The organism is Acidobacteriota bacterium (assembly GCA_016716715.1).
In the GTDB taxonomy this organism is placed as follows: Bacteria; Acidobacteriota; Thermoanaerobaculia; order UBA5066; family UBA5066; genus Fen-183.
The window spans coordinates 1-20,212 of sequence record JADJVE010000004.1; the positions used below are offsets into that span (position 1 = coordinate 1).

Annotated in this window: 15 protein-coding genes; 4 read left to right on the forward strand and 11 right to left on the reverse strand. The window is 69.2% G+C overall.

Translation table 11 applies throughout. The features are described 5' to 3' along the window. Positions 1-746, reverse strand: a 746-nt coding sequence (locus IPL89_07220; GenBank protein MBK9062972.1) for an NYN domain-containing protein, incomplete at its 3' end; no start/stop codon positions are given. A 300-nt stretch (positions 747-1,046) separates the two neighbouring features. On the opposite strand from IPL89_07220, the gene IPL89_07225 reads away from it, so the two are divergent. The 3 genes from IPL89_07225 to IPL89_07235 all read left to right on the forward strand — a co-directional run bounded on the left by IPL89_07225 (position 1,047) and on the right by IPL89_07235 (position 6,951). Beyond that, positions 1,047-2,054, forward strand: coding sequence for a hypothetical protein (locus tag IPL89_07225; GenBank protein ID MBK9062973.1), 1,008 nt, complete (start codon positions 1,047-1,049; stop codon positions 2,052-2,054). Beyond that, positions 2,047-2,973, forward strand: coding sequence for a DMT family transporter (locus IPL89_07230; protein MBK9062974.1), 927 nt, complete (start codon positions 2,047-2,049; stop codon positions 2,971-2,973). The genes IPL89_07225 and IPL89_07230 overlap by 8 nt, the downstream gene beginning before the upstream one ends. Before the next feature lie 171 nt (positions 2,974-3,144). After that, positions 3,145-6,951, forward strand: coding sequence for a DUF642 domain-containing protein (locus IPL89_07235; protein MBK9062975.1), 3,807 nt, complete (start codon positions 3,145-3,147; stop codon positions 6,949-6,951). Between the two features lie 7 nt (positions 6,952-6,958). Here IPL89_07235 and IPL89_07240 read toward each other — a convergent pair whose 3' ends face one another. The 9 genes from IPL89_07240 to nifJ all read right to left on the reverse strand — a co-directional run bounded on the left by IPL89_07240 (position 6,959) and on the right by nifJ (position 19,150). After that, entirely contained in the window at positions 6,959-9,952 is a 2,994-nt protein-coding gene (locus IPL89_07240; GenBank protein ID MBK9062976.1) for a protein kinase, read from the reverse strand. Positions 9,953-9,987: 35 nt separating this feature from the next. Beyond that, on the reverse strand, positions 9,988-11,640 hold the full coding sequence (locus tag IPL89_07245) for an EAL domain-containing protein (protein ID MBK9062977.1): 1,653 nt from the start codon (positions 11,638-11,640) through the stop codon (positions 9,988-9,990). A gap of 23 nt (positions 11,641-11,663) precedes the next feature. Beyond that, positions 11,664-11,975, reverse strand: coding sequence for an acylphosphatase (locus IPL89_07250; protein ID MBK9062978.1), 312 nt, complete (start codon positions 11,973-11,975; stop codon positions 11,664-11,666). Beyond that, positions 11,975-12,775, reverse strand: a complete 801-nt coding sequence (locus tag IPL89_07255) for a protein-L-isoaspartate(D-aspartate) O-methyltransferase (GenBank protein MBK9062979.1) — start codon at positions 12,773-12,775, stop codon at positions 11,975-11,977. The genes IPL89_07250 and IPL89_07255 overlap by 1 nt, the downstream gene beginning before the upstream one ends. Continuing rightward, entirely contained in the window at positions 12,667-13,542 is an 876-nt protein-coding gene (surE, locus tag IPL89_07260; protein ID MBK9062980.1) for a 5'/3'-nucleotidase SurE, read from the reverse strand. The genes IPL89_07255 and surE overlap by 109 nt, the downstream gene beginning before the upstream one ends. Then, positions 13,440-13,883, reverse strand: a complete 444-nt coding sequence (locus IPL89_07265; protein ID MBK9062981.1) for a 6-carboxytetrahydropterin synthase — start codon at positions 13,881-13,883, stop codon at positions 13,440-13,442. The genes surE and IPL89_07265 overlap by 103 nt, the downstream gene beginning before the upstream one ends. Beyond that, a complete protein-coding gene (locus IPL89_07270) occupies positions 13,880-14,281 on the reverse strand; it encodes a hypothetical protein (protein MBK9062982.1) in 402 nt (133 codons plus the stop codon). Before IPL89_07270 ends, IPL89_07265 begins: the two co-directional genes overlap by 4 nt. A gap of 277 nt (positions 14,282-14,558) precedes the next feature. Further along, complete coding sequence (locus IPL89_07275; protein ID MBK9062983.1) at positions 14,559-15,557, reverse strand: dihydroorotate dehydrogenase-like protein; 999 nt, start codon at positions 15,555-15,557, stop codon at positions 14,559-14,561. A gap of 11 nt (positions 15,558-15,568) precedes the next feature. Beyond that, positions 15,569-19,150 (reverse strand): pyruvate:ferredoxin (flavodoxin) oxidoreductase, encoded by a 3,582-nt coding sequence (nifJ, locus tag IPL89_07280; GenBank protein MBK9062984.1) that lies wholly within the window; start codon positions 19,148-19,150, stop codon positions 15,569-15,571. A gap of 162 nt (positions 19,151-19,312) precedes the next feature. On the opposite strand from nifJ, the gene IPL89_07285 reads away from it, so the two are divergent. After that, positions 19,313-19,747: a hypothetical protein gene (locus IPL89_07285; protein MBK9062985.1), complete on the forward strand. Its 435-nt coding sequence runs from the start codon at positions 19,313-19,315 to the stop codon at positions 19,745-19,747. 18 nt (positions 19,748-19,765) lie between these two features. Here IPL89_07285 and IPL89_07290 read toward each other — a convergent pair whose 3' ends face one another. Beyond that, the gene (locus IPL89_07290) at positions 19,766-20,197 is read right to left on the reverse strand and encodes a hypothetical protein (protein ID MBK9062986.1); all 432 of its coding nucleotides are present in this window, start codon (positions 20,195-20,197) and stop codon (positions 19,766-19,768) included. Positions 20,198-20,212: the final 15 nt, after the last annotated feature.

Sequence of the window (20,212 nt, forward strand, 5' to 3'; positions counted from 1 at the left end):
CCAAAGCCGGTCACGATGTACGAGCCGCTCTTCGCGTCCCGCTTCAACGTGATGACCTTCGCCTTCTCGGCGGCCTCGAGCAGCTCGGAGAACGCGCGGAATCCGTAGTAGCTCTCGTTGAACGACGGGTACTTGCGCTGCATCGTCTGCTTGACCATCGAGCCCCAGAGGACTTCCTTGTTCTCGCGCTTGAGCGCGAGCATGGAGTCGATGAGGAGCGAGAAGGCCTCGGCGGTCTTCTCGGGGAGCCCTTGCAGGGACGGCGCCTTCGTCTTCTCGCGGATGAGGTCCTCGTAGTAGAGGAACTCGTCGCAGTTGTCGATCAGGAGCTCGGAGGTCGAGCCCTTCACGCCGAAGCCGAGGACCTGCTTGTTGTTCTCCTTCAGCTTCGAGACGAGCGGCGAGAAGTCGGAGTCGCCCGAGCCGATCACGAACGTCGTGATGTGGGCCTTGTTCGAGGCAAGATCCATCGCGTCCACGACCATCCGAATGTCGGCGGAGTTCTTGCCCGTCATGCGGTGCTGCGGGATGTCGATCAGCTCGAACGCGGCCTCGTGGAAGGCGCGCTTGTACTCGAGATAGCGGCTCCAGTCCGCGTACGCGCGCTTGTAGACGATCTTCCCCTTCTCGAGCAGGCGCGAGATCAGGAGCTTGACGTCGAACTTCGGATGGCCGGTCTCGCGGAGGCCGATCAGAAGGTTGTCGATGTCGATGAAGAGGGCGAGGTTCTGTTCTTCGGTATTCATGGCGGAAGAAGGGGGCGGGCCGCCGACTCCCTCGCCGAACCCCGCGGGCACCCAGCCCGGGGCGAACGGCAGGGCCAGAACGGCCGGCATCGGCGGGGGCGGAGGGGGAATGGGCGAAGGCTCCGCCTCGGGGAACGGCAGGTCGGTGGCGTCCGCGGCGGGCTTCTTGGCGGTTGTCCGGCCGCGTCCGCCTCGGCGGCGCCGCCGGACGGCGCCCGCCTTCGGGGCGGCTTCGTGTTCGGTCACGGGAGCGCATTGTCGCACGGATCGGCGGCCCGCGCCGGGTGCGACAATCGTGCCGTGAGCGCCGCTCCCCTCCTGTTCGACCTTGCGAACCGCGGGACCGTCGTCCTGACCGGCAAGGACCGCGCGACGTTCCTCCACGGCCTCGTCACGAACGACGTGAAGAAGCTGACGCCCGGGCAGGGCTGCGCGGCGGCGTTCCTGACGGCGAAGGGCAGGATGCTCGCGGAGTGCGTCGTCCTCTGCGAGGCCGAGCGCCTCGTCCTCGACACGCCGCCCGAGCTCTCGGCGACGGTGGAGAGCCTCCTCAGGACCTACCTCGTGTTCAACGACGTGACGATCACGAACGAGACGGAGGAGATAGCTGTCCTTCACCTCACGGGCGAAGACGGGGGAAACGCCGTTGAAGATTTTCTTAGAAGGTTGATTGGGCATGGCGCGGGCGGCCCCTTGCCGCTAGAACCCCACGCAAGCCACGCCGCGCAATTCACTTTCAAAGAAATCTCTTCCTCGTCTTCTCTTTCTCTCCTCCTCGTCCGCGAGAACCGCACGGGCGTCCCCGGCTGGGACCTCCGCGTCCCCTCTTCACTTTCAAAAGAAATCTTCTCTTCTCTACTCTTCTCCGGAGCACGCCCCGCGACGCCTGCCGAATTCGAGAGCCGCCGCATCGCCGCCGGCATTCCGCTCTGGGGCGCGGAGCTGACGGAGGCCGTCCTGCCCGACGAGGCCGGACTGCGCGAACGCGGCTTCATCTCGGAGAACAAGGGCTGCTACGTCGGCCAGGAGATCGTCGCGCGCATCAAGACGTACGGACACGTCAATCGCAAGCTCGTCCGGCTCGCCGTGACCGGGGGAATTCCGAGGGCCGGAGAGAAGATCTTCTTTGAAGGTGAAGAGTGCGGCGTCATCACGAGTGCGACCGCCGGCGGCGCTCCGGGCGGCGCCGTGGCCCTCGCGTACGTGAAGCGGGACCGCGCGGCGGCGGGTACTGCCTTGACCGTCTCTTCACTTGCAGGAACTCTCTCCGCGTCCGTCGCCCCCGGCGCGCCCGTGCCGCTTGGCTGAGCCCCTTCCCTCCGGGCGGCCGCGGGACTTCCGCCCCTACATCGCGCTCCTCGCCGTCCAGCTGTGCTTCGGCAGCTTCCCCATCTTCGGGAAGCTGGCACTCGCGGAAACGGCGCCGCTCGTCCTCGCCGCGTTTCGCGCCGTTGCGGGCGCCGTGGCCCTCACGCTGCTCGCCCGGATCCTCGACCCCGGCGGCGGAGCCTTCGACGCGAAGGACCGGCGCAGGCTGATCCTGCTCTCGTTTTTCGGCATCGTCGCAAACCAGGTTCTCTTCATCTTCGGTCTTTCGAAGACGACCGCCACGAACGCGACGCTCCTGACCGCGATGACGCCGATCCTGACGCTCGGAGTCGCGTCTTTCCTGTCCGAGCAGCGGCTTCCGATCCGCCGCCTTCTCGGAATTCCCGTCGCACTCGCCGGGCTCCTGTGGCTTCTCGACCTGTCCCGCCTCGACTTCGGCGACCGGACCTTCCTCGGGAACGCCCTCATCCTGACGAACGCTCTGTCGTACTCGGTCTTTCTCGTCCTCGCCCGCGACATCCTGAGGCGCCACTCGGCCATCCGGGTCACCGCGGCGATCTTCCGGTACGCGGCGCTCCCGATCGTCCTCGTCGCGCTCCCCGACCTGCTGCACTTCCGGCCCGCGGCCCTGACGTCCCGCGCATGGACGGGCATCGCCGGCACCGTCATCCTCGCGACCATCGTCTCGTACGCCCTGAACGCGTGGGCCCTCGCGCGCACGGGCGCCGCCACGACCGCGATGTTCATCTACGTGCAGCCCCTCGTCGCGATGACGCTCGCGAAGGTCGTCCTCGGCGAGTCCCCCTCGCCGCGCACGGCGGCCGCGGCGGTGCTGATCTTCGCGGGAATCGCGCTCGTGACGTGGCCGGGCGGCCGAACGCGACCCGCTGTGCCCTGATTTCGGCGCTGCGCTGGAATAGGACTGAGTCTCCGTCTTGACAGGTTCGGCCCGCGGCCCAAGAATGACGACGCGACTTTTCAGGAAACCGCATCGACCGCCTGTCCGGGAGTTCCTCCCAGCGCCTGGCCCAACTACTGGCCGATGCCCGCAACCTTTCGAAGGAGCCTCATGAACCGACGTCAGTCCATCGTCCGGCAGCTGCGCAGCGCGTCCGCCCTGTTCGTTCTGCTCTCAGCCGGCGCCCCGGCCGGCTTGCTCGCCCAGATCGCGGGCCAGAACGTCAACATGGTCTCGGGGACGCAGTGGCCCGGAGGCGATCCCTTCCTCCAGCGCCAGAACGAGCCGTCCCTCGACGTCTCGACGCGGAACCCGCTCCACCTCCTCGCGGGCGCGAACGACTACCGGACGGTCGACATCCCGTTCGACGCCGCGCTTCCCGGTGAAACGAACGCCGGCGACGCCTGGCTCGGGCTCTTCAAGTCGTTCGACGGCGGCCGCACGTGGCAGAGCGTCCTCCTCCCCGGCTACCCGCAGGACCGCTCGGCCGACGGCCTCGCGTCTCCGCTGAAAGGCTTCGCCGCCGCGGCCGACGCGACGGTTCGGGCCGGCGCCAACGGCGTCTTCCTCTACAGCGGCATCGCCTTCAACCGGGGAAACAACGCGCCCGGCGTCCTCTTCGTCGCCCGATTCATCGACAACAACAACAAGGAAAACGGCGAGGCCGTGCAGGGGCGCGACCCGATCAAGTACGCCGGCACCGTCGTCGTCGACACCGGAAACGCGGGCCAGTTCCTGGACAAGCCGACCCTCGTCATCGACGTCCCCCGGCCGGGCGACAAGGCCTGCACGTTCCGGACACCGAAGGACGGCGGCGGCACGCTCACACAGACGTTCGTGGGCGGCCGGGCCTACCTCGCCTACACCGTCTTCGTCGGCGGCAACAAGAACCTCCACACGAAGCTCCTCGTTGCGTCGTCCACGGACTGCGGCTCGACGTGGGGAAACCCCGTGAAGGTGACCGAAGGCAGCCACATCAACCAGGGCGCGGCCCTCGCGATCGACCCCGGCACGGGCGCCCTCACGGTCGCCTGGCGCCGGTTCGCGAACAGCAAGGACCCGAACGGAATCCTCGTCGCGCGCTCGACCGACGGCGGGAAGAAGTGGTCGGGCGAGACGGCCGTGGTCTCGCTGCCGTCCTTCAACGCCGCCAATCCAGGAGCGAAGACGCTCTTCGACCAGGGCACGACGTCGGGTTCGTTCCGGACGAACGCGTATCCCGCCCTCGCCGCCGACGGCTCCGGGCGCCTCTATCTCGCCTGGTCGATGCGCGGCGTCGGGCCCGGCGGGGATGCTCGCGTCGTCGTTTCGACGTCGGCGAACGGCACGACGTGGTCGGCGGCCATGCCGGTCGACAACGGCGCTGTCGCAGATGACGAGGGCAATCCGTTCTTCGGCCTCACCGGCCGCGGCCACCAGCTCATGCCCGCGCTGCGATTCGCCGCGGGCAAGCTCATGGTCCTCTACTACGACCTCAGGCTCGACCATACGGTCGGCGTCTTTACGCCGTTCAGGCCCGCACCGAACGCGTTTGGGCTCTTCTTCTCCGAGGCTCGCCAGCCGGCAGGCGAGTCGCTCTCGGATCCGAGGGTCTTCACGCCGTTCATCACCGACACGGGTCTCACGTCCCGGCGCCATACGCTCGACGTCCGCGTCGCACTGGCGAGCCCGGCAGCCTCCCCCGCCTTCACGTCCGCTCGTGTCTCGCGCTACGTCTTCGGGAGCCGCCCCAACACGACCACCATCGAGCAGCTCCAGATCAACCCGCCAAACCTGCCGATGTTCGTGCAGGGCACGGCGCCCTTCATGGGCGACTACATCGACATTGCCGGCCCGCCGCCGTTCGTCCCGCTGCCGAACGGCACCTGGGCGTACAACACGACGCCGTCCAGCGACGCTGTCTTCCACGCGGCCTGGACCGACAACCGCGACGTGCGCCCCCCGAAGGACTACAACTGGGCGAACTACACGCCCGTGGGCAGCACCGGCGGGGCCAGCGTGTTCGACCCCACGCAGAACAAGCCCGTTTGCGCCGAAGGACAGACCGGGATGCGCAACCAGAACATCTACACGGCGAAGGTGAACTCCGGGCTCGTCGTCTCGACCCCTTCGAACGCGAAGCCTTTGACCACGGGCTTCCCGCGCGTCTTCGCGGCGGTCGTCCAGAACACGACGGAGAAGTCGAAGAGCTACAGGCTCATTATCGCGAACCAGCCGCCCGGCGGCACGGCCTCGTTCCTGAGGGACGGCGCGACTCTCACGACGGTCGACGTCTCGCTAGCTCCGCGGTCCAGCGCGTCCCGCCCGGTCTTCATCACGTCCAGCGACCCCAAGGCGTCCGTGAAGGTGAACGTCGTGGAGATCTCCGCGCCTTCCGCGCCGCCGCTCGCGGGCGGCCTCACGGGCGCCGTGATCTTCAATCCCGACGTGTCGAATCCGGACGTCTCCAACCCGGACGTCTCCAACCCGGACGTCTCGAACCCCGACGTCTCGAACGTCGAGGTCTACACGCCCGACGTGTCGAACCCGGACGTGTCGAACCCCGACGTCTCGAACCCCGACGTCTCGAATCCGGACGTGTCCAACCCCGACGTCTCGAACCCTGACGTCTCGAACCCTGACGTCTCGAATATCGGCGTCGCCACGCCGGACGTTTCGAACCCGGACGTGTCGAACCCCGATGTCTCGAACCCCGACGTTTCGAACCCGGATGTCTCGAACACCGGTCTGACCGACGCGAACTACCGGATCACGAACACGGGCAACACGTCGGCCACGTACCGGATCCGCCTCATCGGCAACCCGCCGGCGAGCGCCAAGCTCCAGCTCATCCTCTCGAAGGTCTACGCCACGCCGGTCGCGGTCGGGTGCACGCTGACGCAGCAGCCGCAGAACACGCTCGTTGCGAACATCACGCGGCCCGTCTTCACGACGGACCTCACGACGCTGGCCGACCCGGGCACTCAGAACCCCGACGTGAGCAACGCCACGATGTCGCTTGCTCCGGGCGAGACGGGCCTCATCACGCTGCGCGGCACCCTCGCCAAGGGCCCGGCCGGAATCGAGCAGATGAAGGACCTCATCACGCAGAACGCTCCGGTCATCGTCCCCCATGCGCCACGCTCGGACGCGCCGCCGAACACCGCCCCGACCGTCGTCGCGCCGCTCTTCATCACGACGGCGACTCTTCCGGGCGGCGCCGTGGCCGTTCCGTACGCGGCGGCAGTAGAGGCCATCGGAGGCAAAGCGCCGGTGGCGTTCGCGCTCGCGTCGGGGAGCCTGCCTCCGGGCGTCGCCCTCCTGCCGTCGGGCTCACTCTCGGGGACGCCCACGGCGAGCGGCGCCTACGCCTTCACGGTCCAGGTCACGGACTCCTCGACGCCCACGCCGCGCGTCGCGACGCGCGCTCTCTCGATCCAGGTTGCCGCCGCTTCGAACCTGAACATCGTCACGAACGGAGACTTCGAGGACCCGGTCGTTCCATCGGGTTCCTTCCGGACCTTTGCCTTTATTTCCGGCTGGACGTCGACCACGCCGGGCTGCGGGATCGAGATTCAGAACCACACGGCCGGCTCGCCCAAGGCCGGCAACGGCGATCAGTTCATCGAACTGGATTCGGACTGCTCGAGCACCATCGCGCAGACCTTGCCAACGGTTGCCGGCGCGACCTACAGGATCCAGTTCGATTACTCGGCCCGGCCCGGCGTGGCCGACAACGGTGTCCAGGTCCGGTGGAACGGAGCGGTCGTCGCCGACCTGGCTGCGAGCGGAACTGGGCACGCCGACACGCAGTGGACGACGTACTCCTACACCGTCATCGCGACGGGTTCCTCCACGACGCTCTCCTTCGCGGACACCTCAGTCTCGGATTCTCTCGGCGGATACATCGACAACGTGAGGGTCGTGGCCGCCCCCTAGGGCCGCGCTACTTCGTCAATCCCAGGCGCCGCCGGGCGTCCGCGACGAGCGGATCCCCGGCGGCGTTTCCCTTGATGGCAAGGAACGCCTTGAACGAGTCGGCCGCCGCCGGGCTCTTGATCCCTTCCTGCGCGCGGCCGAGCGCGTGGAGCGCCGGAGGGAAGTAGCGCCAGCTCGGGACGTCGTCGAGGAAGACGGCCGTCGCCTCGCCGCGGCGCTTCACGCAGGCCTCGAGCTCCGTGTGGGCCTCCGTGAAGGCGCCGAGCTCGACGTACGCGCGGCCGAGGTCGTAGCGGCCCAGCCACGTGTCCGCGATCTTCCTGGCCTCCTCGAAGTCCGCGATCGCCTCGCGCGCCTTGCCCCGGTGGAGCTTCGCCTCGCCGCGGATCAGGCGCGCGTAGGCCTGCGCGTCGGGCTCGAGGCGCGCGGCGAGCTCGTCCGCAAGGGCGAGCGCCTTCGGCTCGCGGCCGGCCGCGAGGTAGATGCGCGCGACCGGGAACGCGACGCTGAGGTTCCGGCTCGCGGCGAGAGCGCGCTCGGCGGACGCGAGCGCGTCGGCGCTCTTCCCCGTGGCGAGCTGCGCATCCGCGAGCGCCGCGAGCTTCGCGCCCGCGGCCTCGGCGCTCTTGCCTTCGAGATCCGCCGCGCTTCCGGCGAGGAGAAGCGGGACCGCGTCGACCGGCCTGCCCTCGACGAGCGCGAGATCCGCAAGGCCCATGGCGGCGTACGAGGCGCCGCGCGTCCCCGTCGCTTCGAGCTTGCGGTAAGTCGAGGCGGCGTCCTCGCGCCGCCCGAGCGCCGCCTCGGAGAGCGCCTGCGCGACGAAGGCCTTCGGGAAGGCCGGGTTCATCGCGAGGACGGCCGCGCTCTCCTTGAGCGCCGTGTCGAACTCCCCCGCGTACATCGCGTAGAGCGCGACGTTGTTCCGCTGGATCACGTTCTTCGGATAGATCTCGATCGCGCGCCGCCCCTCGGCGAGCGCGCGCGGCATGTCGCGCCGGTAGAACTGCGCGAGCGCGAGGTTCGCCATTCCCGCGGTGTCCGCCGGGTAGAGCTTCACGAGCTGCTCGAGCTGCTCGATGGCCTTGTCGGGCTGCCGCATCACGATGTAGTAGGCGCCGCGCGTGCGGTACTTCTCGCGCTCGCTCATCCGGTCGATGCGCGCCATCGCCTCGCGGTAGGCCTTCTCCGAGTCGGACGCCTTGCCCTGGTTCGCGTACACGGCGGCGAGGCCCGCCCAGGCGCGGCCCATGTTCGCGTCCATCTCGGCGGCCCGCGTGTACGCTTTCCCGGCGTCGTCCCACTTGCCCGCCCACTGGAGCTCCTGCGCCTGCGCGTACTCGTGAGCGGCCGCGATCGACCCGGCCGAGTACGTCTCGGCGGCCGCGAGCTGGAGCGAGGCCGGGGTCGAGTCGCCGAGGGACGTCCGGACCGCGGCGGCGGCCTTCGCGATCGCGCCGAGGACGGCCTCCTTGCCCGCTGCCTGGACCTTCGCCGTCTCGATCACGCGGCCCGTCACCGCGTCGACCGCCCGGACCTCCACGACGTAGCCGCTCCCCGCGCTCGCGACGGACCCCGAGGCGACGACCTGCACGCCTTCGCGGACGGCGACGAGCCGCGCAACCGCGTCCGGGAGCCCCTCGGTGCCGGGCTGGAGCTGGACGGCGACTTTCCGCGCGGACGCGCGGCTGAACGTCGTGACGAAGGACGCGCCCTCGAGGGCGATTCCGAACGCCGACTCGAGCGTGCCGCTGAAGACGGGCTCGCCGGTCCTGTTCTCGAAGTCCGCGATGAGGATGGATTGCGCCTTCGGCGCCTCGGCGGGAGCGGCGACGGGTCGCCTCTTCATCAGCCAGAGGACGCCCCCCACCGCGATTGCGGCCACGACCACGGCCGCGGCCGCCATGAGCACCCACCGCTTCTGGAGCAGCTCGAAGCGGACATTGGTGGAAAACGTTCCCGTCGCGAGGTCGGCGAGCACCTCGTCCACGCTCGGGTAGCGCGCGGCCGGTTCCAGGGCCAGGCAGCGCTCGATGATCTTCTGGAGGAACGGCGGGATCTCCGGGTTCAGCTCCGCGGCCGGCTTCGGCTTGTGCGAAAGCCGCCGCATCATGACCTGGTAGGCCGAGTCCCCCGTGAAGGGCACGACGCCCGTCACCATCTCGTAGAGGATCACGCCGAGCGAGTAGATGTCCGAGCCCGGTCCGGCCTTCTCACCCTTGACCTGCTCCGGGGACATGTAGAAGGGCGTTCCGAGGATCGCCCCCATCTCCGTCATGCCCGTGCCGGCGAGGCTCTTGGCGAGGCCGAAGTCCGTCACGTAGGCCGTGCCCGCCGCGTCCAGCATGATGTTCTGCGGCTTGAGGTCCCGGTGGACGACGCCCTGCTCGTGCGCGGCCGAGAGGCCCTTGCAGATCTCGCCGAAGATCGAGAGCACGCGCGGGACGGGGAGGCGGCCTTCGCGCTTTATGAGGCTCGCGAGGTCGTCCCCGTCCACGTACTGCATCGTGAGGAACCGGATGCCCTCGACCTCGCCGAGGTCGTACACCCGGAGAACGTTCCGGTGCGTCACCCGGCTCGAGAGCTGGATCTCGCGCCGGAACCGGTCCAGGGTGGCGGGGTCCTCGGCGATCTCGGGACGGATCAGCTTGAGGGCGACGTCCCGGTCCAGCTCGAGGTCGTGACACCGGTAGACCGCACCCATGCCTCCGCGGCCGAGGAGCTTCGCGACGCGGTAGCGATGCCCGATCTCGAACCCTTCCGGAAGCGTCGACGGTCCCGAGAAGGACGCGAGGCTGCTCGAAGGCGTGCGCCGGGAAATCCCGGGGCCCGAGGGAGCCCGTAACGGCGTCGTCCGGGCCGGCGCGATGGTGGGTGTCGCGGTCAGCCCCGCCGCTCCTGAGGGGGCGAGAGTCGCGCCCGACTCGTCGAGATTCTGGTGGCACTGCAGGCACGTTGGCGCCCCGTCGGGATTCGGGGTCTGACAGTGAGTGCAGAGCATCAGGATCAGCAGGGATGATACCCGGCGATGCGGTATCAGAGCGTCGCCGGCCGCCCCAGCAGGTAGCCCTGCCCGTACGTGACGCCGAGACGCTTGACGGCCTCGAGCTCTTCCTCGGTCTCGATCCCCTCGGCGACGGTCGCGGCGTCGATGCGCGAGGCCAGCCGGACGAGCATCTCGACGACGTCCCTCTTGATCGAGTCGTGGTGGAGGCCCGTCACGAGGTAGTTCGAGATCTTCAGGTAGTGCGGCTTCAGCTCCGCGATCGACTGCAGGGAGGCGTAGCCGGAGCCCGCGTCGTCGATCGCGATCTTGAACCCGAGCCCGCGCAGGACCTGGATGCTCTCGCGGAAGAGCTCGTAGTCGCGGATGGCGGCGCGCTCGGTGATCTCGAGGACGACTCCGCTCCGGATCGCGAGGAGCGGCTGCAGAACCTCGTGCCCGCGGAGCTTCAGGTCGTGGATGAGCTCGGTCTCCACGTTCACGAACAACTTGCCCTCGCGCTTGCCGTGGAAGCGCTCCGCCGAGAACTGCATGCAGATCTTCTCGAGAGCCCAGACCTGGTCCGACTTGAGCGCGTAGTCGAAGAGGACCTCCGGGTTCTCGAAGGGAGACTCGGCCGGCCCGCGGGAGAGGGCCTCGTGCGCGTAGACGCCGCCCGTCGCGAGATCCACGATCGGCTGGTACACGGTGCCGATCTGCCGGTGCACGAGGATGTCCTTGAACTGCTCGCGCAGGAGGGCGGCGCGCTCCCCTTCCTTCGTCGAGGCCATCGAGATCGCCTCGCGGAGCGACCGGTAGACGAGCCGCTCGAGGCGGACCTGCGGCCTGTGCAGCAGCTTCGACCACCCCACGAAGAGCGCGATTTTCCGCTGGATGCGGTCCCGGAACTTCTCGTTGAGCTGGGTCCGGAGCGACTCCTCGACCTGCCGCGCCTTGCGCTGGAGGCGCTCGAGAGCTTCCTCGCTCCGGAGGCCGGGCGGGATCGAGAGGAAGACGTAGAACTCGGAGCCCGACGGCCGGTTCACGGCGATGAGGTCCTCCGCCGAGAACAGCGTCCCGAGGAGGCGCTTCAGCGCACGGGACGCCTCGCGCAGGACGTCGTCGAAGACCTCCCAGCCGTAGAAGTCCTCGATGTGGGCGTAGTTCTCGAAGTCCACGAAGAGGACGCCGACTTCCTGGTCCACGAGGAGCCACTCGCGCAGCGCGTCCACGATCACGGGGATCGTCGGCAGGCCCGTGACGCTGTCGAAGAGGAGGTTGCGCGTCCGGACGTCGCCCGACTCCTTCGGCAGGAACGCCGACCGCGGGCCCTCGCGCGGCTCGAGGAGGCGCTCGACGGTCTCGAGGAGGTGCCGCTTCGTGAACGGCTTCGTGATGTAGTCGTCGGCGCCCACCTGCATGCCCGTGATGAGGTCCTTGATCTCGGACTTCACCGTGAGCATCACGATCGGGATCGAGGCGGTCTCCGGCAGGTTCTTGAGCGTCGCGCAGACCTCCCAGCCCGAAACCTCCGGCATCGTGACGTCGAGGAGGATCACGTCCGGCTGGACCGCCGCGGCCTGGTCGATCCCCTCCTTGCCGTTGCGCGCGACGACCGTCGAATACCCGGCGTTGCCGAGCAGGGTCTGGACGATGAGGAGGATGTCCTCGTCATCGTCGACGATCAGGACCTTTCGTTCGTTCACGGAGACCCGATCTTAAACGCCCGTCAGAAATCCACGTCCCAGGAGGCGTCCGCGGGCAGCGCCGCGAGAGCCTCGACCTCCACGCGGTCGACGCGCGCGACGCGCGACCCCTCGGCCAGCGCGGCCTCCAGGCGGTCGAGGGCGTGCTGGGGCCCCTGGGCGACGATCTCCACGCGGCCGTCGTCGAGGTTCGCGGCGCCGCCCGCCAGGCGCAGGGTGCGGGCCACCCGCGCGGCGAACGCCCGGTAGCCGACGCCCTGGACGCGGCCGGTCACGAGGAAGCGGCGCACCGAGAGGTTCCACCCGCCGGACTCGTCGACGTCGCGGTCCCGCATCATCGCGTGGGCTCCTTCGCCGCGAAACCGAACCGGCCCACGAGCGGGACGTACGCGACCTCGCCGGCGTCTTCCGTGCGGACGCGGCCGTTCGGGAGCCTCTTGACGACGAGAAGGCGCTGCCGGCCCGGCGCCCCGACCGGCACGACGAGGCGCCCCGTCGGCGTCAGCTGCGCGACGAGAGTCTCGGGCACCTCGGGCGCGGCCGCGGCGACGACGATGGCGTCGTACGGGGCGTGCTCGCTCCAGCCGTACGAACCGTCGAAGACCTTCACGGAGACGTTCTCGACGCCGAGCCCCTTGAGCAGGGTCTGCGCTCCCCGCGCCAGCTCGGCGATGCGCTCGAGCGTGAAGACCCACCGCGCGAGACGCGCGAGGACGGCCGCCTGGTAGCCCGACCCCGTCCCGATCTCGAGGACGCGCGCGCCGGGCGACAGGGCCGCGAGCTCGGCCGAGCGGGCGACGTTCGCCGCCTGCGTGATCGTCTGCCCGTGGCCGATCGGGAGCGCGTGGTCGCCGTAGGCCTCGCCGGCGAGGGCCGCCGGGACGAAGAGGTGGCGCGGAACGGCGGCGAGCGCGTCCATGACGCGCGGATCCGACACGAGGCCGGCGGCGCGCAGGCGCTCCACGAGAGCCCGCCGGTCCGCGGCGAGGGCCCGGGCCTCGCGCTGCACCCGGGAGTCCTCCGGCGTCACCCCTTCGTCTCCCCCCGCGGCCCGTGCTTCGTTGCGAGGCCGTCGAGATCGGCGAGGGCGCGGTAGTCCGTCATGTCCATGTGAAGAGGCGTCACGGAGACCCATCCCTCGGCCACGGCCAGAAGGTCCGTCCCCTCGGCTTTCGTGTCCACGAACGTCCCGCCGATCCAGTAGTAGGGCTTGCCGCGCGGGTCGATCTTCTCGACGATGTTCTCGCCGTAACGGCGCCGTCCCATGCGCGTCGGCCGGAATCCCTTCGGCGCCCCCGCGGGGATGTTCACGTTCCAGAGCGTGTCCTTCGCCGGCGGATGGTCCTTTGCCCACGCGATGAGCTCCCGGGCGGCGGACTCGGCGCCCGACCAGTCGACCGTGCCGACCGCGTCGCGCACGTAGTCGAGCGAGAACGCGATGGAGGTGACGCCGAGAAGCGTGCCCTCGAACGCGCACGCCACCGTGCCGGAATACGTCACGTCGTCGCCGAGGTTCGGGCCCGCGTTGATCCCGGAGAACACGAAGTCCGGCGGGTCCGCCTTCAGGATCGAGCAGAGCGCGATGTTGACGCAGTCCGTGGGCGTCCCGTCGACGATCCACGTCCGTTCGTCCTTCTGGCGCACGCGAAGTGGGCGGTGCATCGTGAGCGCGTGTGACGAGGCGCTCTGCTCGCGGTCGGGCGCCACGACGAACGTCTCGAACCCGGCCGCGCGGGCGGCGCGCTCGAGCGCCGCGAGGCCTTCGCTGTGGACGCCGTCGTCGTTCGAGATGAGGGCTTTCACGCGCGGGGCCCCTCGTAGACGACCTTGTTGCGTTCGGTCTCGTGGAGGACGACGCGCACGAGCCGCGCGGGCGCGACCGCGGGGGCGAGCTCGTCCCAGATCCTGACGGCGATGTTCTCGGCCGTGGGGTTCACGCCGGCGAGGAACGGGACGTCCACGTTCAGGTTCCGCCGGTCGCAGCGCCTGACGACGCGTTCGGACACGACCCGCTTGAGGTCCCCGAAGTCCATGACCCAGCCCGTCTCGGGCTGGACGGGTCCCTCGACGGTGACCTCGAGCTCGTACGTGTGCCCGTGGCCGTGAGGGTTGTTGCACTTGCCGAATATGCGGCGGTTCCACTCCTCGTCGCGCCCGTCCGTGTGGAGGCGGTGAGCCGCCGAGAAATGGGTCAGCGTCGTGATCCGGACGGCCGGGGCGCCGGTTCCGGCCGCCGCCGTCATCGGGTCCACCGCTCGCGCGCGCTCTCCCAGAGGCGCATCCGGCGGTAGACCTCGTCGGGCGTCGCGTCCACCCAGACCGTCTGCGAGTACGCAATCCCGCGGGCGCGCTGGCTCTCGCGCACGATGTGGTCGACCGCGTGCACCGCCGTGCAGGGCCGCGTCTCGAAGACCGGCGTCCCGTCGATGACGTCCCCGACCATGACGGCCAGCGCGGACACGCCGAGGAGCGTGAGGCACGAGGCGAGCTCCTCCTTCCCGTGCGCGACGGACTGGACCTCGGATGCACCGCCCGCCTCGAAACCCGCGGGGACGAACCAGCGAACCGAGAAGGCGAGCGGATCGCCCTCGTGTCCCCCCCGCAGATAGATCCTCTGTCCGTTCTCGATGGCGCCGGTCATGCCCGGAGTTTACGAGACGAACCCCTTTTCGAGCGTCCCTTGACGTTCGGCGTTTTCGGACCCATATCTTGATTGGCCCTGCGCGCCGGTCACGGCGGGGTTGGACGGGAGGAGGACGAAGGCAGGCGAAAGCCGGTTCCCGACGAACGACGGCCGACGGTCGACGCCGTTTCAAGGACACGCGCCGATTGGCGCAAGCCAACAAGGAATTCTCCTGATCCCCCCGACGCGGGGCGTAGCGAGCCCGAGGGAGCCGGTGCCCTCGGGCTCACGTGTTTTACGCCGGGACGCGGAAGCTCTGGAGCACCTTCATGTAGTTCGCGCGCTCGAAGGCCGCCGGGTCCGCGCTCGTGCGGTGGCTGACGGCGCCGGTCATCTGCGCGACGGACTCGTACTCGTGCTTCTCCATCCACTCGGCGAGCCCCTGCTTGAGCGCCGTGATCTGGCGCGGGCCGTGCCGGAGGATCGAAGAGACGATCTGGACGGCGTGAGCGCCCGCCATGATCGCCTTCACGAGGTCGATCGGCGTGTGGACGCCGCCCGTCTCCGCGAGAGAGCACCGTACGCGTCCCGACAGGATCGCGAGCCAGCGGAGCCTCAGGAGGAGGTCCGACGAGTCGGAGAGCTGCAGGGCCGGCACCGGCTCGAGGAGCTCGACGTCGATGTCGGGCTGGTAGAAGCGGTTGAAGAGGACGAGCCCGTCCACGCCCAGGTCGTCGAGCTGGCGTGCGACGTTCGCGAACGAGGAGAAGAACGGCCCCACTTTCATCGCGACGGGAATTCCAAGGCCGCGCTTGACGGTCCGGAGGATGTTCTCGACCTCGTGGTCGATCGCCGTGCCCGAAATGTTGGGGTCGGCGGCGATCCTGTAGACGTTCAGCTCGAGGGCGTGCGCACCGGCGTCCTGCATGAGCTTCGCGTAGCTCAGCCAGCCGGAGTCCGTCACGCCGTTCAGCGAGGCGATGACGGGAACCGAGACCGTCGCGCGGATCTTGCGGATCTGCTCGAGGTAGCGGTCCGGGCCGAGGTGGAACTCCTCCGGCGCCGGGAAGTACGACATCGCTTCCGCGAACGACTCCGCGTGGATGTCCATCGCGCGGTGGATGCCCTCGCGCTCGTGCGTGATCTGCTCCTCGAAGAGCGAGTGCATGACGATCGCGGACGCGCCCGCGTCCTCGAGGCGCTTGACCGTGTCGAGGTCGTCGACGAGCGGCGAGGCGCCCGGCATGAGCGGGTGGGCGAGGGGAAGGCCGAGGTAGGTCGTTCTCAGGTCCATGTGCGGCGTCCTCAGTTCCCGGGCCGGGTCACGGCCTCGGCGACGTGCTTCTTGGCGAGCTGCTCGTAGAGAAGGACTTTGTCGGCGGCCTCGCGGCGGGCCCGCGCGACGACCCCCTTGTAGAGCTCGGGGTCGCGCTCCTCGGCCACGCGGAAGCGGGCCTCGTTGCGCATGAAGGCCCCGATGTCGCCCTTGAGCGTGCCCGTGTCGATCACGAGCGGGGTCTCCCCCGCCGCCGTGCGGCGCGGGTCGAAGCGGTAGAGCGGCCAGTAGCCGGACTGCACGGCCTTCGTCTGCTGGTCCAGCTGGAAGGCCATGTCGTAACCGTGCGCGATGCACGGGCTGTACGCGAGGATGATCGAGGTCCCCGGGTAGGACTCGGCTTCCTGGAACGCCTTGACCGTCTGGGCGTCCTTCGCGCCGAACGCGACCCGCGCCACGTAGACCGAGCCGTAGCCCATCGCCATGAGGCCGAGGTCCTTCTTCGAGACGGCCTTGCCGGCCGTCGCGAACTTCGCCGAGGCGCCGAGCGGCGTCGCCTTGGAGGACTGGCCGCCCGTGTTCGAGTAGACCTCCGTGTCGAGGACGAGAATGTTCACGTCCCGCCCGACGGCCATGACGTGGTCGAGGCCGCCGAACCCGATGTCGTAGGCCCAGCCGTCGCCTCCCACGATCCAGACGCTCTTCTTGACGAGGTAGTCCGCGAGAGACGCGAGGCGCTTCGCCTCGGGCTTCGGGCTTCCCGCGAGGCGCTTCCTCAGCTCGGCGACGCGCGCGCGCTGCGCGGCGATGCCGGCCTCGCCGGACTGGTCCGCGCCGAGGATCTCGTCGACGAGCTGCTGACCGATCTCGGCGGCATGCAGCTTGAGCGCCGTCCGCGCCGTGAGGTCGTGATGGTCGACTCCGAGGCGCATCCCGAGACCGAACTCGGCGTTGTCCTCGAAGAGCGAGTTCGACCACGCCGGGCCGCGCCCGTCGGCGTTGGTCGTGTACGGCGTCGTCGGGAGGTTGCCGCCGTAGATCGACGAGCAGCCGGTCGCGTTCGCGACGACCATCCGGTCGCCGAAGAGCTGGGTCAGGAGCTTGATGTACGGCGTCTCGCCGCAGCCCGCGCACGCGCCCGAGTACTCGAAGAGGGGCTCGAGGAACTGGGCGGACTTCACGTCCGCGATGCGGAGCTTCGTGCGGTCGGCCTCGGGCAGGTCGAGGAAGAACTCGTAGTTCGCGCGCTCCGGCTCGCGGAGCGGGGCCTGCGGCACCATGTCGAGCGCCTTGTGCTTCGGGTTCGACTTGTCCTTCGCCGGGCAGACCATCATGCAGAGCGTGCAGCCCGTGCAGTCTTCCGGCGCTACCTGGATCGTGTACTTCTGGCCCTGCCACTCCGTCGACTTGAAGTCGACGGACTTGAACGTCGCCGGGGCGCCCGCGAGGGCCGCCGGCTCGTAGAGCTTGGCGCGGATGGCCGCGTGCGGGCAGACCATCGCGCACTTGTTGCACTGGATGCAGAGCTTCTCGTCCCATACCGGGATGTCCTGCGCGATGTTCCGCTTCTCCCACTTCGCGGTGCCGGTCGGCCACGTGCCGTCCGGAGGGAACGCGCTGACGGGCAGGAGATCGCCCTTGCCCGAGAGAAGGACGCCCGAGACGCGCTGGACGAAGTCCGGCGCTTCCGTCGAGACCGGGGGCGGCATGTGCCGCTGAGTCGTCACGCCGGACGGGACCTTCACTTCCTTGAGGCCCGCTGCGGCGCCGTCCACGGCCGCAAAGTTCTTCTGGAGAACCTCCTCGCCGCGGCGGGCGTAGCTCTTGCGGATGCCCTTCTTGATCCGCTCGAGAGCTTCCTCGGCCGGCAGGACGCCGGAGAGCTTGAAGAAGCAGGCCTGCATGATCGTGTTGATGCGGCCGCCGAGCCCGATCTCCTTGGCGAGGCCGTATGCGTCGACGATGAAGAAGCGGAGCTTCTTCTTCACGATCTGGTCCTGGACCTCGAACGGCAGCTGGTCCCAGACCTCGTCGGGCCCGAACGGCGCATTCAGGAGGAAGACGCCGCCGCTCTTGACGCAGGACAGCATGTCCTGCTTGTCGAGCAGCGAGAACTGGTGGCACGCCACGAGATCCGCGTTCGAGACGAGCCACGCGGCCCGGATCGGCGCCTCGCCGAAGCGGAGGTGCGACGTCGTGACGGCGCCCGCCTTCTTCGAGTCGTAGACGAAGTAGGCCTGCGCCTCCTTGCCCGCGTCCTCGCCGATGATCTGGATCGAGTTCTTGTTCGCGCTGACCGTGCCGTCCGAGCCGAGGCCGAAGAAGACGGCCTTCTTGCGGTCGGCGGGCTCGATGTCGATCGAGTCGTCCCACGGGAGCGAGGTGTGCGTCACGTCGTCGACGATGCCGATCGTGAACTGCCGCTTCGGGGCGGCCTTCGCCATCTCGGCGTAGACGGACGCGACCATCGCGGGCGTGAATTCCTTCGAGGAGAGGCCGTACCGCCCCGCGACGACGCGCGGCTCGGAGGCGAATTTCGAGACCCCTGTCGTGCGGGCCTCGGCGAGCGCCGCGACCACGTCCAGCCAGAGCGGGTCGCCGGGGGCGCCGGGCTCCTTCGTGCGGTCGAGGACCGCGATCGTCTTGACGGTCGTCGGCAGGGCCGAGATGAAGTGCGCGAGGGACCATGGGCGGTAGAGGCGCACCTTGAGGACGCCCACCTTCTCGCCCTTCGCGTTCAGCCACTTCGCGGTCTCGTCGCAGGTCTCGGCGCCCGAGCCCATCACGACGAGCACGCGCTCGGCGTCCTTCGCGCCCACGTAGTCGAACAGGTCGTAGGCGCGGCCCGTGAGCTTCCCGAACTTCGCCATCGCGTCGACCACGAAGCCGGCGCACGCGTCGTAGAACGGGTTGCAGGCCTCGCGCGCCTGGAAGAACGCGTCGGGGTTCTGGGCCGTGCCGCGCAGGAGCGGCCGGTCGGGGCTGAGCGCGCGGGCGCGGTGCGCATCGATCTTCGACTCGTCGAGCAGCGCGCGCAGATCGTCGTCCGTGAGCTCCTCGATCTTCGCGAGCTCGTGCGACGTGCGGAACCCGTCGAAGAAGTGCAGGAACGGGATGCGCGAGGCGAGCGTCGCGATGTGCGCGATGGCCGCGAGGTCCTGCGCCTCCTGGACGGAGGCCGAAGCGAGCAGGGCGAAGCCCGTCTGGCGGCAGGCCATCACGTCCGAGTGGTCGCCGAAGATGGACAGCGCGTGCGTCGCGAGCGTGCGGGCCGACACGTGCATCGCGTAGGAGGTGAGCTCCCCCGCGATCTTGTACATGTTCGGGATCATCAGGAGCAGGCCCTGCGAGGCCGTGAACGTCGTCGTGAGCGCTCCGGCCTGGAGCGAGCCGTGGACCGCGCCGGCGGCGCCGCCCTCGGACTGCATCTCGATGACCTGCGGAATCGTTCCCCATACGTTCTTCAGGCCCTTGGCCATCCACTCGTCGGAGAGCTCGCCCATCGTGGAGGAAGGAGTGATCGGATAGACGGCCACCACCTCGCTCAGGCGGTAGGCCACGGAAGCGGCGGCGGTGTTGCCGTCGCACACGAGTCGGCGTCGATTTCCCATGCGCCGGAGCTTAGAGACGGAGTCTCTCCGGAGACATGATGCAAACGGACCAAAGCTCCGCGCTCCGGGCGTCGGCTGGGGCATCCGGCTCCCTTGCGGGAGGCGGGGGCGGGGCCTAGGTTGTTACCAGGACCGGATTTCTACCCGGCCCCGGAGGGTGCCATGCAGAAGAGTCATTTCCGGCTCTGGGCGCTCCTGGGCGGCGGAGTCATCCTCGTGCTCGCCCTCGGAGGCCTCTGGAAGGTCCAGACCGCCCCGGTCGACATGAGCCTGACCCCGGCGCACCTGGCGCAACCCCTGACGTCGACCACCGATCGCTTCGAAGTTCTCGTGGCTTCCGTGCCCCTGCAGAAGGCCATCGCCGACAAGCGGCTGATGCTCGCCGGCGAGAACGGCGCGGCGGCGATCGTCGTGCCGGAGGCGACCGTACGGACGAACGACGCCGACCGGGTGCGCGCCCAGCGCGTCCCGTCCCTGCTCGCCCTCTCGGCGATGGCGGGCGGCGGGTTCGTGCTCTTCCTGATCGGCCTCTTCACTCCGCGGATCGGGGCCTTCAAGCAGCACGGCCTGATCGACATGCACCTCGAGTCCATGTAGCGCCGGACTCGAGTCGACTCAGACCATCCGGAGGAGGGACGCCTTCCGCCGCTCGTAGGGCGTCCCGAGGCCGAGCCCGAGCGCCACGTCGCACAGGCGCACGGCCTCCTCGAACTCGGCGCGGTCGCTCCGCAGGGAGATGCCGCGCTCGAGGAAGCGCAGATCCGCGATTTCCTTCGTGAACCGCCGCCCGAGGTCCTGCCGCGCGACGTCGAGGTAGCCCTCCGCTTCGGCGAGCGCGGCAAGCGCCTCGTCCTCGTCCGGGGCGTCCGCCGCCAGCAGCGCCCACGCGAAGAACTTGACGCCGTTCGGGAGGGAGTCCGACTGCTCGATCGCGCGGCGGGCGTACTTGGCGCCCTCGTTCCGCAGCGTCGCCTCGCGATGCCCCGTGAGGAGGTCGTCCAGCCGCTCCTCGGGGCTCTTCCGGCTGGGTTCAACGCGACGCGCCATGACGGGCCGGATTCT

Excerpts from the sequence above, each read along its gene's own strand:
- IPL89_07235 (MBK9062975.1), top strand. The coding sequence starts at position 3,145 with ATGAACCGACGTCAGTCCATCGTCCGGCAGCTGCGCAGCGCGTCCGCC.
- IPL89_07240 (MBK9062976.1), bottom strand. The coding sequence starts at position 9,952 with ATGCTCTGCACTCACTGTCAGACCCCGAATCCCGACGGGGCGCCAACG.
- IPL89_07250 (MBK9062978.1), bottom strand. The coding sequence starts at position 11,975 with ATGCGGGACCGCGACGTCGACGAGTCCGGCGGGTGGAACCTCTCGGTG.
- IPL89_07255 (MBK9062979.1), bottom strand. The coding sequence starts at position 12,775 with ATGGGTCTCCGTGACGCCTCTTCACATGGACATGACGGACTACCGCGC.
- IPL89_07265 (MBK9062981.1), bottom strand. The coding sequence starts at position 13,883 with ATGACGGCGGCGGCCGGAACCGGCGCCCCGGCCGTCCGGATCACGACG.
- IPL89_07270 (MBK9062982.1), bottom strand. The coding sequence starts at position 14,281 with ATGACCGGCGCCATCGAGAACGGACAGAGGATCTATCTGCGGGGGGGA.
- IPL89_07275 (MBK9062983.1), bottom strand. The coding sequence starts at position 15,557 with ATGGACCTGAGAACGACCTACCTCGGCCTTCCCCTCGCCCACCCGCTC.
- nifJ (MBK9062984.1), bottom strand. The coding sequence starts at position 19,150 with ATGGGAAATCGACGCCGACTCGTGTGCGACGGCAACACCGCCGCCGCT.
- IPL89_07285 (MBK9062985.1), top strand. The coding sequence starts at position 19,313 with ATGCAGAAGAGTCATTTCCGGCTCTGGGCGCTCCTGGGCGGCGGAGTC.
- IPL89_07290 (MBK9062986.1), bottom strand. The coding sequence starts at position 20,197 with ATGGCGCGTCGCGTTGAACCCAGCCGGAAGAGCCCCGAGGAGCGGCTG.